Below are 12,670 nucleotides of genomic sequence, written 5' to 3' on the forward strand. Positions count from 1 at the left end.
AATTTTTTATGTACTGTATCCTCCTCACTTCTCTCTTCTTGTGATGAGTTCTCTCTACATAAAAAGAGAATAATAAACAATATATTTTCAGTATTGTCATCTATACATCTAAAGTTGTAAATAACAAATAGAATATTACATATTCTTCATATATAACCATATATAGGTATTTTTTTCAACTGAATTTTACACGCTTTATACTTTGTTTGATAGCCTTTTCAATCAGAATAATGTTACAATTTTGTGAATGAAATCTATTAATTTTAACGTTTGGATTTTACTATATTTATATTACTTCAAAATAAAGTTCAAACTGTATAAACAGCGCTTTCATTCTACATATGATTTTCCTGATATAATTTTAAAATTCATATAAAAAAAGCACTGGCACAAGCCAATGCTTTTTCATTATCTCTTTTGATTAGGTTTATGTGGTTCATTTGGAGTATGTGGTTTATTATTATCATGACCATTTGTTGTTTTCCAACTTACCGATAACTCCGGACTTGTTTTCTCTTCACTACGCTCAAGTAATACAACTGCATTTTGAATAGTCGGTGTCCCTTTATGTGCAATCCCTTGTAACTTTGTTAAATTTCCTAATACTTTAAAGCTAAACCCACCAGCTGGTGTTTGTTTCGGAATTAAGATGCGGAACTTTTCTCCTACATTAAATTCCGTTTTTGCTTCGCCCTTTTCATTTACAAATTTCGCGCCTTCTGGTGCACCTGTTGCTTGCACTTTATATGTTCCGCTTTTCGCATTTGTTTCTACTGTATATAAACCTGTTTCAAAGAAATCATTTTTCAACACTGCTTGTTGTTCTTCTGACGGTATTACGCTCATCGTAATTTCTTGTAATTCTTCACTAGCACTTGCTTTTGCAACGATATCTTTCGTTACCTTTTCTACATTTTTATTACGGAAATCTAAATCATTAATATCAATTTGTTTTAACGCATTCCATACTGCAAGCTGCGTTGCATAATGTGCCTCTCTCCAATCAGAAACACCTAATTCTTGTGGACTCTTTTGCGGATACCCATTTAACAGTACACGGTATACATTAATATCCACTTTGCCCATTTCCGGTAAATCTTGACCGCTTGGAGATTTCAAATCTACATTTAAGCAAAAGGCAATTTTTCCATCTGCTGTTTTAATAAGCTCTGTTCGAATTGGTTTCTTCTTTGACCTACTATAACTCCAATCCATTTCATACTTTGTATGATCCATAACTTCCGCGAATGCTTTTTGAAGTGGAAATAATAAGTTCGCAAATACAAATAAAACACTCAGAAAAGCGGCCATTAGCTTGAACGATCTTTTTATATTCATGTTTACAACCCCTTATGAAATAACAAATTTTCTTCTGCTTATTATTTAGTTAGAAACTTTTTTTATGCATAAGCAAAACAAAAAAGAGTGCAAACTGTTTGCACCCCTTCTCTCCACTATAAGTTTAGAAATCAAAGTTATCAGGATCTGGACCAACGCGATGATTTTCATTTAACGCATCAATTTTCTCCATATCTTCTTTCGTTAATTCAAAATTAAATATATGAGCATTTGCAATAATGCGGTGTTCTTTCGTTGATTTCGGAATTGTTACAACTTCATTTTGAAGATCCCAACGTAAAATGATTTGAGCTGTCGTTTTATCATACTTATCAGCAATTTCTTGTAATGTTTCGTTATCTAATAATTGACCTTGCATAAGTGGTGACCATGCTTCCATTTGAATACCTTGCTCTTTACAGAACGCTTGTAATTCTTTTTGTGTTAAACGAGGGTGATATTCCACTTGGTTAATCATTGGTTTCATTTCTGCACCTGCTAATACGTCTTTCAGATGATGAATTTGGAAGTTACTTACGCCAATTGCACGCACACGTTCTTCTTTATACAGTGTTTCTAACGCTCTCCACGTATCTTTGTATTTCCCTTCTACAGGCCAATGGACAAGATATAAGTCTAAATAATCTAGCTCTAATTTTTTTAAGCTCTCTTCATATGCAGCAAGTGTCGTTTCATATCCTTGATCCGAATTCCACACTTTTGAAGTAATAAATAAATCTTCTCGAGTAATCCCGGCTTCTTTTATACCAGCGCGAATTCCTTCTCCAACTGCTTTTTCATTTCCATAAATCGCAGCTGTATCAATACTGCGGTATCCTGCTTTAATCGCCGATTTTACTGCTTCTACAAGTTCTGGTCCATCTTCTACTTTAAATACACCTAAACCGAACCAAGGCATTTCTACACCGTTATGCAATGTTGTTGTACTTTGTAAATTTTTCATTATATTTTCTCTCCCTTATTTCACTTAATCCCTTTTTTCTAATGTCATACTCCACGCTGTTAAAATTACAGCCCCTGCTACCATGATGCCGCCTACCCAGGCCGTATGAATTAACCCTAACGAGTTCGTTACAATACCGCCCAAGTAAGCACCAAGAGCAATTCCTGCGTTAAATGCTGCAATGTTAATCGCTGATGCCACATCAACAGCACTTGGAACAAATTTCTCAGCCAAGATAACGACATACACTTGTAGCCCTGGAACATTCATAAACGCAAATAGTCCCATAAAAATAATTGTGATGAGTCCAGCGACTTTAAATGGCGCTGTAAATGTTAAAACAAATAATACAATTGCTTGAATAAAGAACATGTAAAATAATGCTCGAATCGGATTATGATTTGATAATTTCCCGCCAACCATATTCCCAATCGCAATTGCAATTCCGTACACTAACAAAATAATTGTAACGGTACTTGATTTAAATCCTGTTACTTCTTGTAATAGCGGAGATAAATACGTAAACGTTACGAATGTTCCCCCGTATCCTAATGCAGTAATAATAAATACAAGTAATAGCCTTCCATTCGTAATCAGTTTGAATTGATCGTGAAATGATACAGACGTACCTTTTTTTAAGTTAGAAGGAATTAGCATACTATTGGCGATTAAGGCAACGATTCCAATTGCCACGATTACCATAAACGATGTTCTCCAGCCAAATTGTTGACCGATAAATGTTCCAATCGGTACGCCTGTAATGGTCGCAACAGTTAAACCAGTAAACATAAATGCAATTGCACTCGCACGTTTATTCTCTGGTACAAGCGCAGCCGCAATTGTGGATCCTATCGACATAAAAACGCCGTGTGCAAACGCAGATACAACCCTTGCGATAAGCAACACAGTAAAACTTGTTGCCACTGCCGCAATTCCATTACCAATAATGAAAATAATCATAATCCACATTAATAACGCCTTTCGCGACATACTAGCTGTTAATGACGTTAATACTGGGGCACCAAACGCTACTCCTAATGCATATAAAGAAACGGTTAAACCCGCTGTTGTAACAGAAACATGTAAATCCTCTGAAATAGATGGTAATAAACCGACACTAATAAATTCGGTTGTACCAATTCCAAACGCACTAATTGCTAGTGCTAATAAAGCAAACATGCTTCTCCGATTCGTCTGTACTACCGAAGAAGATACTGTATATGAATTCAATTGAACTCCTCCTTAATACGAGAAATCCAATCATAATAGTATGAAAAAAGGCCTTTTTTCTTCTACAAAAATAATGTTACTGCTGATATATGCTATTATGAATGGCTTCACTCTTTTTTTGAAGAACGCACTTTAAAGTACGATAGGTACCAAAAAGTAACATAGGCACTTTTTAGTACCGTACTACTCATTTCCCTCTTACGTATGCTATTATGGAACATATTCAACATGATAAAAAGTACGTACTTTAAAGTGCTATAGGTACTTTTTAGTAACATTTAAATTATTTGGCTTCTTTTGTTGGAGAACTGAAATCTATATTCATCAAAGGAGATTTTTTTATATGAAGAAATATAATATTCCCGTTGAAGCGACTTTAGAGGTTATCGGCGGAAAATGGAAAGTCGTTATTCTTTGCCACTTAACGAAAGGTACAAAGAGAACGAGTGAATTAAAACGTCTCATGCCTGGTATTACACAAAAGATGTTAACACAGCAATTACGCGAATTAGAAGAAGACGGAGTTATTCAAAGAAAGGTATACAATCAAGTACCACCGAAAGTAGAATATTCTCTTACAGACTACGGTTGGTCTTTAGAATCCATTCTTGATTCCCTTTGTACTTGGGGCGAATGTCACCTTGAAAAAAGCGGTAACACATCGATGCTAATTACAGAAGGTGAACAATAAAAAAAGGAAAAAATGAACATAAATTTGTCCATTTTTTCCTTTTTTTATTTATATATACGTACATTTCTAACCTTAACAAAATAATTTATGCGCTTTCACGCCTTGTCAGTACTACATTATACGCTTAATATCAAATAATTAGGAATCATTTTTATGTTAACATAGGTGTATATAGTATATAATATAGGATATATATTATATACACTTTCCGATAAAGGAACTTTCCATTATGCGGACAAGCCATGTATCGGACAGTTCATAAATAATAGGTAGGACATTATGGTTTTGGATTTATGATTTCAGCTTACTTGCTGGCATAAATTTAAAGGCATTTTATTGTGCTTTGTGAAACTTTGTATAAAGTTTCGCAAACGTTTACTATCTTACCTATCAAAAATAAGAGTATTGCTATCGTAAAGGAGAATTGGAGATGCCAGAAACTATGACTCAAACAAAGCCAGAACAAGAAACTGTACAAATTTCTGCTAGCCAAGGACAACTTGATGTACTTGATCAGTTGTTAAAACCTGAGGTACAAGAATCATTAACTACACTAGTAGAACAGCTTCCAAAATTAACTGAGCTTGTTAGTATTTTAACTAAGTCTTATGACTTCGCTCAAACTGTTGCTACTGATGAAGTATTAAAAAGCGACACTGTTAGTGCAATCACAGAGCTTGTAGAACCTGTAAAAGATACAGTGAAAGGCATGGCTGCAACTGCTATCGAAGCGAAAGATCGTGCTGACGAAAGCAACGAAGTTATCGGCCTGTTCGGTCTATTAAAATTACTAAAAGACCCACAAGCACAAAAAATGTTCCGCTTTGTGAACGCATATCTTCAAATTAGTGCAGAACGTAACAATAAATAAGTTAACTTATAACAACAATTAGTAAAGACGGGGGATATCATACTATGTCAAAACAAATTGTCATCTTAGGCGCTGGTTATGGCGGTCTTCTTGCCGCTTTAAACGTACGTAAATATTACAGCAAATCAGAAGCACAAGTTACAGTGATTAACCAATACCCAACACACCAAATCATCACTGAACTACACCGCCTTGCAGCTGGTAACGTTGCTGAGCAAGCAATTGCAATGCCACTTACAAAGCTTTTCAAAGGTAAAGACATCGATCTTAAAATCGCAACAGTTGAGTCATTCTCAGTTGATAGCAAAGAAATTAAACTAGCTGGTGGCACTACTTTATCTTACGACGCACTTGTAGTTGCTTTAGGAAGTAAAACTGCTTACTTCGGTATTCCAGGACTAGAAGAAAACAGCATGGTATTAAAATCTGCTGCTGATGCAAACAAAATCTACAAACACGTTGAAGACCGTATTCGTGAATACGCGAAAACGAAAAACGAAGCTGATGCTACAATCGTAATCGGTGGTGGCGGATTAACTGGCGTTGAGCTAGTTGGTGAGCTTGCTGACATTATGCCTAAACTTGCAAAAAGCCACGGCGTAAATCCAAAAGAAGTTAAACTTCTTCTTGTTGAAGCAGGTCCAAAAATCCTTCCAGTATTACCAGACCACTTAATCGAACGTGCAACTACTAGCCTAGAAGCACGCGGTGTTACATTCTTAACAGGTCTTCCTGTAACAAACGTTGCTGGCAATGAAATCGACTTAAAAGACGGTCAAAAACTTGTTGCTAACACATTCGTTTGGACAGGCGGCGTACAAGGTAACCCGTTAATCGGTGAATCAGGTCTTGAAGTAAACCGTGGCCGTGCAACAGTTGATGCATACCTACAATCTACTTCTCACAAAGACGTATTCGTTGCTGGAGACAGCGCTGTTGTCTTCGCTCCAGACGGACGTCCATACCCACCAACTGCACAAATCGCTTGGCAAATGGGTGAGTTAATTGGATACAACTTATACGCAGCACTAGAAGGCAAAGCATTCGAAGAGTTCGCACCTGTAAACTCTGGAACACTTGCTAGTCTAGGACGTAAAGATGCTGTTGCTACAATTGGAGCAAGCAATACTCCACTTAAAGGCTTACCAGCATCATTAATGAAAGAAGCAAGTAACGTTCGTTACTTATCACACATTAAAGGTCTATTCAGCTTAGCTTACTAATCTGAATATAAGCCCGAATCATGCCCTGCATGGTTCGGGCTATTTTTGTCCGTAATTTTCTCTAACTTATTTATTCGGCAGAAGAATATTATAACCCTTTTAATTATCTAAATTTACTGATTATTTTATGTCTAAATTGTGTATATGAAAAGATGGAAGTATTCTTCCTACTCCCATCCTTTCACACAAATTATTCTCCTAACTTCACTAAGCTGTAGTTCTTCTTCCCTTTACGAATAATAATAAATCGTCCATCAAATGAATTTTCTACAGTAACATCTGTACCCACATCCGTTACTTTTTCGCCATTCATCGAAATAGCTCCATTATTAATATCTTCACGTGCTTGTCGTCTAGATGGCTCAATTCCTAAATCGACTAGCCATTCTACGATATTTTTCGTCTCCTTTGAAGACTGGAATGTTGGCATCTCTTTAAAGCCTTGTTCAATTTCATCGGCTGTTAACGATTTAATATCTCCGCTAAATAACGCTGCTGTAATTTTCACAGCTTGCAGGAGTGCCTCTTCTCCATGAACGAATTTCGTCATTTCTTCCGCTAATACTTTTTGCGCTTCACGTCTATGAGGCTCTGTTTCTACCTTCACTGCCAATTCATCAATGCGCTCTTTCGTTAAGAACGTAAAGTATTTCAAGTATTTCACTACATCACGGTCATCTGTATTCACCCAAAACTGGTAAAATTCAAATGGTGTTGTTTTTTCAGGATCAAGCCAAACTGCACCACCTGCTGATTTACCGAACTTTGTTCCATCTGATTTCAATAATAACGGAATCGTTAATCCGAATACTTTCGCTTCGTGCCCTTCTAACTTACGAATTAAATCTAAACCACTCGTAATATTTCCCCATTGGTCACTACCACCAATTTGCAGTTGAACATCTTCTTTCGTGTATAAATGATGGAAGTCCATCGCTTGCAAAATTTGGTACGTAAATTCTGTGAAAGAAATTCCTGTATCTAAACGACTTGCTACAATATCCTTCGCTAACATGCTATTAATGCTAAAGTTCTTCCCGTAATCACGTAAAAACTCAATAATGTTTATTTCATGTGTCCAGTCGTAGTTATTTACCATCTTCACTTCGCTATTTCCGCCAAAATCAAATAGCTTTTTCATTTGCGCTGTTAACGCATCCACATTATGCTGAACTACTTCTAACGTTTGAAGTTGACGTTCTGATTGACGTCCGCTCGGATCACCAATCGTTCCTGTTGCCCCACCAATTAAAATAACTGGATGATGGCCAGCTAACTGGAATCTCTTCATCATCATAAACGGAATTAAATGTCCAATATGCATACTATCACCAGTCGGATCAACTCCGCAGTATAGTGAAATCTTTTTCTCTTCTACTAGCTTACGTAACCCTTCTTCGTCCGTCTGTTGATTAATGGCGCCGCGCCATTCTAATTCATCAATAATATTCATCTTTTGTCATCTCCTCTATTTTTTTGAAAACAAAAAGTCCCTATGTCTATGACATAGGGACGATTATTCACCGTGTTACCACCCAGTTTGTATAAATAGCATAGCTACTCATACCACTCTTAGCAATAATATCGATTGCCAATCCGCTTAGCATTACCTAAGATACTCCAGAGTGTAATTCGCAAGTTTGTTTGTGCTAGGTTCCAGCAACCCCTAGCTCTCTCATTAACAGTGACAAACTGCTACTGGGCTCTTTCAACGTATGTTATTTGTTAAATTATTAGCCATTATATTGAATTGAAAACAAATTGTCAACAATGCCCAAATGTTATTTTAAAATAATTCATACTTTTATACGCTTTTAATTCAAAGATTATTATAGATCTTCTCCAATAATCCTTACTTCTCGCTCTAACTTCACGCCAAATTTCTCTTCAACAGTCTTTTGTACAAAGTGAATTAAATCGATGTAATCCTGTGCTGTTCCGTTATCAACATTCACCATAAATCCAGCGTGTTTTAAAGAAACTTCCACTCCGCCAATTCGCTTACCTTGTAGTCCTGATTCTTGAATCAATTTACCAGCAAAGTTATTTGGTGGACGCTTAAATACACTACCACATGAAGGATATTCTAGAGGTTGTTTTGATTCACGTTTAAACGTTAAATCATCCATTTTTTCTTTAATTTCTTCACGCACACCTTCTTGAAGCTCAAATCTCGCTTCAAGAATAATGTAATGGTTGTTTGCAAATACACTCTTACGATATCCAAATTCAAATGCTTCTTTCGTTAAAGTACGTAACTCTCCATCACCTGTCATTACGACAGCTTCTGTTAATACAAACGATACTTCACCGCCGTATGCGCCAGCATTCATATATAAAGCTCCGCCAACTGAACCTGGAATACCACAAGCAAACTCAAGACCCGTTAAATTATGATCTAATGCAATACGTGATACATCAATAATTGCTGCACCACACTGTGCCACAATCGTCGTTCCTGTTACAGTCACATCTGTAATGTGAATTAAACTTACGGTAATCCCACGAATTCCACCATCTTTAATAATGACATTCGATCCATTTCCTAAAAACGTAACTGGAATATTATATTCGTTAGCATATTTGATAACTTCTTGAATTTCATCATAATTTGTCGGCGCAACGAACACATCTGCTTTTCCACCAACTTTAATATGTGTATGATTCTTTAACATTTCATCTTGTTTCACATGACCTTCAGGCAATACCGTACTTAAATATTTATAAACCTCTTGCATATTCATTTTACGATTCCTCTATTTCTATATTCTTTTTATCCCGTTATACGGGCCCATAATATCCCCACATACATGAACGAACCTAAAGTGGTGGATACAGTGTACCCAAAATCAATTCGAGACACCTATAAACCTCTTAATTTATAAGAGGTGCCACTCATATTAAAATATATATTGCATAATAAAGCAACCCAAATGGGCTACTAAACTTGACATGTCATCAGAAAGACAACAATTTGTAAAATATATTACTTTTTCAAAACACTATCCTTCAGTATCTTACTATACCATACGAAAATAAAGTGGTATTTTTTTGTAATCTTTACTTTATTTTCATCAATAAAAAAGATGCTTTTACCTATGTAAAAGCATCTTTTTTATTACTTATTATAATTTACTTTTCGTTCTCTTCTTTTTCCTTATCAAACCATAATAGCTCATCGTCATCAACTTCACCATTATAATTGATTAGAATCTCTTCTCCCGCTTTTATATCTTTGTAAGCAAAGAAGTTAAATGTGTGATTCTCAAAGACAATATCATACGTTGCATTCGGATTATATGCATGATTAAATAACATGCCGTATCCTAAAAGGAATGCTGTATGATTTACCCCATACTCAAATGCGTAGTCAGCAAGTAACGTTTTCTCAATGTGTTCATGCTGTTCATTCGGATAAGAGATAACTGGTGCTGAGTGAATCAACTCACCCTTTTTAATATCACGAGTTGCAAATACCCCTCTATTAAATTCTCCATCACTAAGTTCAGAAGTCTTAACTTCGATCATATGCGTCACCTATATAATTCTTTCTTTGAAGTATTTTATTCCGCTATTTGCGGGGTTCAACTAATAATCAGTAGCGTATAGCCCCACTAATTAAAGTCTCAGTTTATCTCCTTAAGCTTGGCAGAAAACGCGCAGAAAAGCAATTAAATTACTACCAAGTATTCATTTAAATGAAAAAAGAGCACACATAGTGTGCCCTTTTTAAGAGATATTACTTTTCTAAAATATTTTCTAGCAACTTCACTTGCTCGCTAACAGTATGCAATGTCTTCACCGATATATCATTTCGATGTTTTTCTTCTTCCACACTTGCCAACACTTCTTCCGTAGCCGCAGAAGTTTGCTGAATTACATTAGAAGCATGTGTAACATCCTTTACGATATTTGTCGTTTTAACCTGCAAGTTTTCTTGATGACCAACAATCTCTCTCATTACATCATTAATTGCATCAATAAACTTCCCTAAATCCGTTACATTTGTTAAAACACTTGCTAGCATTTCATTACATTCTTCTTGTACTTTTTCTGATTTTTCTACCTGTACTTCCACTTTACTTGCCTGATTACTAAACTCCTTCAAAATACCTTGAATTCTCCCCGCAGAGCGATTCGATTCTTCGGCAAGCTTTAATACTTCATTCGCTACAATAGCAAATCCTTTTCCATGCTCGCCTGCTCTTGCCGCTTCAATATTTGCATTTAAAGCTAGCAAACTCGTCTGACTTGAGATATTCGTTATTACATCTACAATTTCGTTGATTTGCTTCGACTGCATCATTAAATCTCTAAATATAATTCCTGATTGTGAAACAACATCATTTAAACTTCTCATATTCGCTTCAAAATTTCGTAAAGTATGTACACTACCCTTTGAAATCTCTAAACTTTCATCAACACGAGTCGATGCATTTCTTACTTGCGAAATGATTTGTTCAATATTCCCTTCCATATCGTTCAATACTTCTACTGAACGTGCCATCATCTCTGATTGTGATTGAGTGCCAACTGCCACCTCTTCAAAAGCAAAATTAATTTCACTCATCGACTCCATCGATGTATTCATATTTTCTCTTAAGTGATTGAAATTATTATCTAGTTTCCCAACCGTTTCCTCAATCAGTCTTTGCGTTTCTTCTAGCTCCTGAGCTTTCCTCATTACTTCTTGCTTCTCATCACTTAAACGAGCTAACAAATTAGAGCCAATCTTCGTTACGCCCCACATTGCAATCGTTACGATCGCTAACAAGCTTGCGAAGTTTGCAGCTTCAGATGCCGCTGTATAAGCAAAAAATTGCTCCGGCCAATAACTACAAAGAATAAATGTGATAATAACCGCCACTCCGCCGAGAATGATAACGAGACGTTCACTTAAATAAATAAGTGAAACTGCTAATGTAAAGTAGACCATTTGAAATACAGCCGGACTTTCATTAAAAGCTTGTACCATAATGAAAGACATAATAAGCAACATAAATGTCATGATATATTTATACATCGCTTCCATGCTTTCTATAAAAGTAAACAGCGTTCCAAATACAACAACTGAAATACCACAAACCCAAAACGCTATTGCTCTCTCTGTAAAAATATATCCGTAATACCCAATCGCGATTATTCCAAGAAAGAAACTACAAATCGTAATGAACAGCAATAAATGATTTTTCTGTGATTCTTTCTCCAGGTTAGAAAAACAAGTTCTCTTTAACCACTCCATATATGAAGCCCCACCTTCTACTTATACATATAGATTACTTCAGCTTAAATACCGCACTTACTGGGTTATGATCGCTATTTTCAAACTTTAAATCTTTCCCTTGTACATTTACAATTTCCACATTCGGTGAAACGATAAAACCATCAATAATCGTGACAAAGTTTTCACCTTCCACATACTTCTTCACATCATCTCTCACCGTCATAACAGACGGATCTACAGCCCACTTAAAGCCACCATCAGTAAAGTCCTTTGGTAACTCTACTAACCACTCAGGACGCTCTTTCACAAACTTCGGATCACTTAACTGAGCGTTCGAAAGTAATTGATTCCAATCTCCGCCCATTATTACGTAATCACCATTTTCATAATGCTTGTTCATATATTCTTTTAAAAACTCTACTTGCTGTTTTCTAATTTTCCCGCCTTCATCATACGCAGACAAATGTAAATTTACGAGTCTCACAAACTTCCCATTATTAACAGGTATCTTATGCTCAACAATCGCTCGATCTAAATCAAACAAACGCTTTGGCCAAGGTTCCATTCCAGGAAGCTGGAACCTCTGCGCTGCTTGAACTGTATATTTAGAAAACGTACTTAATCCAGCCTCCGCATATCCCATTGGACTTGTAATTGGTACAGGGACCCATTTTGTATCATAGTTCTTTCCGAACGACGAAGCATAATCAGGTAATCCTTTTTTCAAAAATTCATGCCCATTTACATCAAAAGATCGCATTGATTTTATATCAACTTCTTGTAATAACGTAAAATCACTATTCTCATTTTGTAAAAACGAAAGCATTTTCTTTAAATTCGTTTCCGTTTGCTCTTTACTACTTGAACCAGAACCTTTTCCACCATCCATAAAGAAGTCTTGATCCTTATCTAATCCAGCATATCCAATATTAAATGTTGTAACTTTAAATTCATTTCCAAGCGCTAACACGCGTTCCTTATTATTTTCCGCCTTCAAACTTATAACATTAGCCGGCTGTTCTTTTGTAAGTGTCATATACGCTAAAAAACCACCTACAACTCCCACCCCTACTAAAATACATATAAGTACTATTTTTAATAATTTTTTCAAACGAACGACTCCTTTTCT

At 35.9% G+C, this 12,670-nt stretch carries 11 protein-coding genes and 1 other annotated feature; of the genes, 3 read left to right on the top strand and 8 right to left on the bottom strand.

Annotation, left to right across the window (positions count from 1 at the left end; translation table 11 throughout):
- Positions 1–408: 408 nt before the first annotated feature.
- The 3 genes from CER22_RS08805 to CER22_RS08815 form a co-directional block, all read right to left on the bottom strand.
- Positions 409–1,338 (bottom strand): thioester domain-containing protein, encoded by a 930-nt coding sequence (locus tag CER22_RS08805; RefSeq protein WP_088064771.1) that lies wholly within the window; start codon positions 1,336–1,338, stop codon positions 409–411.
- Between the two features lie 124 nt (positions 1,339–1,462).
- Complete coding sequence (locus tag CER22_RS08810; RefSeq protein ID WP_060488090.1) at positions 1,463–2,302, bottom strand: aldo/keto reductase; 840 nt, start codon at positions 2,300–2,302, stop codon at positions 1,463–1,465.
- A 24-nt stretch (positions 2,303–2,326) separates the two neighbouring features.
- A complete protein-coding gene (locus CER22_RS08815; protein ID WP_179211912.1) occupies positions 2,327–3,481 on the bottom strand; it encodes an MFS transporter in 1,155 nt (384 codons plus the stop codon).
- Positions 3,482–3,875: 394 nt separating this feature from the next.
- On the opposite strand from CER22_RS08815, the gene CER22_RS08825 reads away from it, so the two are divergent.
- From CER22_RS08825 to CER22_RS08835, 3 genes are all read left to right on the top strand, one after another.
- Positions 3,876–4,223: a winged helix-turn-helix transcriptional regulator gene (locus tag CER22_RS08825; protein ID WP_000760478.1), complete on the top strand. Its 348-nt coding sequence runs from the start codon at positions 3,876–3,878 to the stop codon at positions 4,221–4,223.
- 430 nt (positions 4,224–4,653) lie between these two features.
- Positions 4,654–5,094 (top strand): DUF1641 domain-containing protein, encoded by a 441-nt coding sequence (locus CER22_RS08830; RefSeq protein ID WP_088608584.1) that lies wholly within the window; start codon positions 4,654–4,656, stop codon positions 5,092–5,094.
- A 44-nt stretch (positions 5,095–5,138) separates the two neighbouring features.
- Positions 5,139–6,317 carry an NAD(P)/FAD-dependent oxidoreductase gene (locus CER22_RS08835; RefSeq protein ID WP_000043194.1) on the top strand — a complete coding sequence of 393 codons (1,179 nt, stop codon included), beginning with the start codon at positions 5,139–5,141 and terminating at the stop codon, positions 6,315–6,317.
- A gap of 190 nt (positions 6,318–6,507) precedes the next feature.
- On the opposite strand, the gene tyrS is transcribed toward CER22_RS08835, so the two are convergent.
- From tyrS to CER22_RS08860, 5 genes are all read right to left on the bottom strand, one after another.
- On the bottom strand, positions 6,508–7,770 hold the full coding sequence (gene tyrS / locus CER22_RS08840; RefSeq protein WP_088608585.1) for a tyrosine--tRNA ligase: 1,263 nt from the start codon (positions 7,768–7,770) through the stop codon (positions 6,508–6,510).
- 52 nt (positions 7,771–7,822) lie between these two features.
- Positions 7,823–8,038, bottom strand: a binding site (T-box leader).
- A 108-nt stretch (positions 8,039–8,146) separates the two neighbouring features.
- Positions 8,147–9,061 carry a UDP-N-acetylmuramate dehydrogenase gene (gene murB, locus CER22_RS08845; RefSeq protein WP_048542427.1) on the bottom strand — a complete coding sequence of 305 codons (915 nt, stop codon included), beginning with the start codon at positions 9,059–9,061 and terminating at the stop codon, positions 8,147–8,149.
- 388 nt (positions 9,062–9,449) lie between these two features.
- Positions 9,450–9,845, bottom strand: coding sequence for an SET domain-containing protein (locus tag CER22_RS08850; RefSeq protein WP_000573650.1), 396 nt, complete (start codon positions 9,843–9,845; stop codon positions 9,450–9,452).
- 211 nt (positions 9,846–10,056) lie between these two features.
- The gene (locus CER22_RS08855; RefSeq protein WP_088064774.1) at positions 10,057–11,559 is read right to left on the bottom strand and encodes a DUF4077 domain-containing protein; all 1,503 of its coding nucleotides are present in this window, start codon (positions 11,557–11,559) and stop codon (positions 10,057–10,059) included.
- A gap of 34 nt (positions 11,560–11,593) precedes the next feature.
- On the bottom strand, positions 11,594–12,652 hold the full coding sequence (locus CER22_RS08860) for an endonuclease/exonuclease/phosphatase family protein (protein WP_088608586.1): 1,059 nt from the start codon (positions 12,650–12,652) through the stop codon (positions 11,594–11,596).
- Between the last annotated feature and the right edge of the window lie 18 nt (positions 12,653–12,670).

The sequence above is a fragment of the Bacillus sp. K2I17 genome, from assembly GCF_002209985.1.
In the GTDB taxonomy this organism is placed as follows: Bacteria; Bacillota; Bacilli; order Bacillales; family Bacillaceae_G; genus Bacillus_A; species Bacillus_A wiedmannii.

What these genes read in the sequence shown, in the direction of transcription:
- CER22_RS08835 (WP_000043194.1), top strand. Translation starts at nt 5,139, where the DNA reads ATGTCAAAACAAATTGTCATCTTAGGCGCTGGTTATGGCGGTCTTCTT.
- CER22_RS08825 (WP_000760478.1), top strand. Translation starts at nt 3,876, where the DNA reads ATGAAGAAATATAATATTCCCGTTGAAGCGACTTTAGAGGTTATCGGC.
- CER22_RS08855 (WP_088064774.1), bottom strand. Translation starts at nt 11,559, where the DNA reads ATGGAGTGGTTAAAGAGAACTTGTTTTTCTAACCTGGAGAAAGAATCA.
- murB (WP_048542427.1), bottom strand. Translation starts at nt 9,061, where the DNA reads ATGAATATGCAAGAGGTTTATAAATATTTAAGTACGGTATTGCCTGAA.
- CER22_RS08805 (WP_088064771.1), bottom strand. Translation starts at nt 1,338, where the DNA reads ATGAATATAAAAAGATCGTTCAAGCTAATGGCCGCTTTTCTGAGTGTT.
- CER22_RS08810 (WP_060488090.1), bottom strand. Translation starts at nt 2,302, where the DNA reads ATGAAAAATTTACAAAGTACAACAACATTGCATAACGGTGTAGAAATG.
- CER22_RS08850 (WP_000573650.1), bottom strand. Translation starts at nt 9,845, where the DNA reads ATGATCGAAGTTAAGACTTCTGAACTTAGTGATGGAGAATTTAATAGA.
- CER22_RS08830 (WP_088608584.1), top strand. Translation starts at nt 4,654, where the DNA reads ATGCCAGAAACTATGACTCAAACAAAGCCAGAACAAGAAACTGTACAA.
- tyrS (WP_088608585.1), bottom strand. Translation starts at nt 7,770, where the DNA reads ATGAATATTATTGATGAATTAGAATGGCGCGGCGCCATTAATCAACAG.
- CER22_RS08815 (WP_179211912.1), bottom strand. Translation starts at nt 3,481, where the DNA reads ATGTTTGCTTTATTAGCACTAGCAATTAGTGCGTTTGGAATTGGTACA.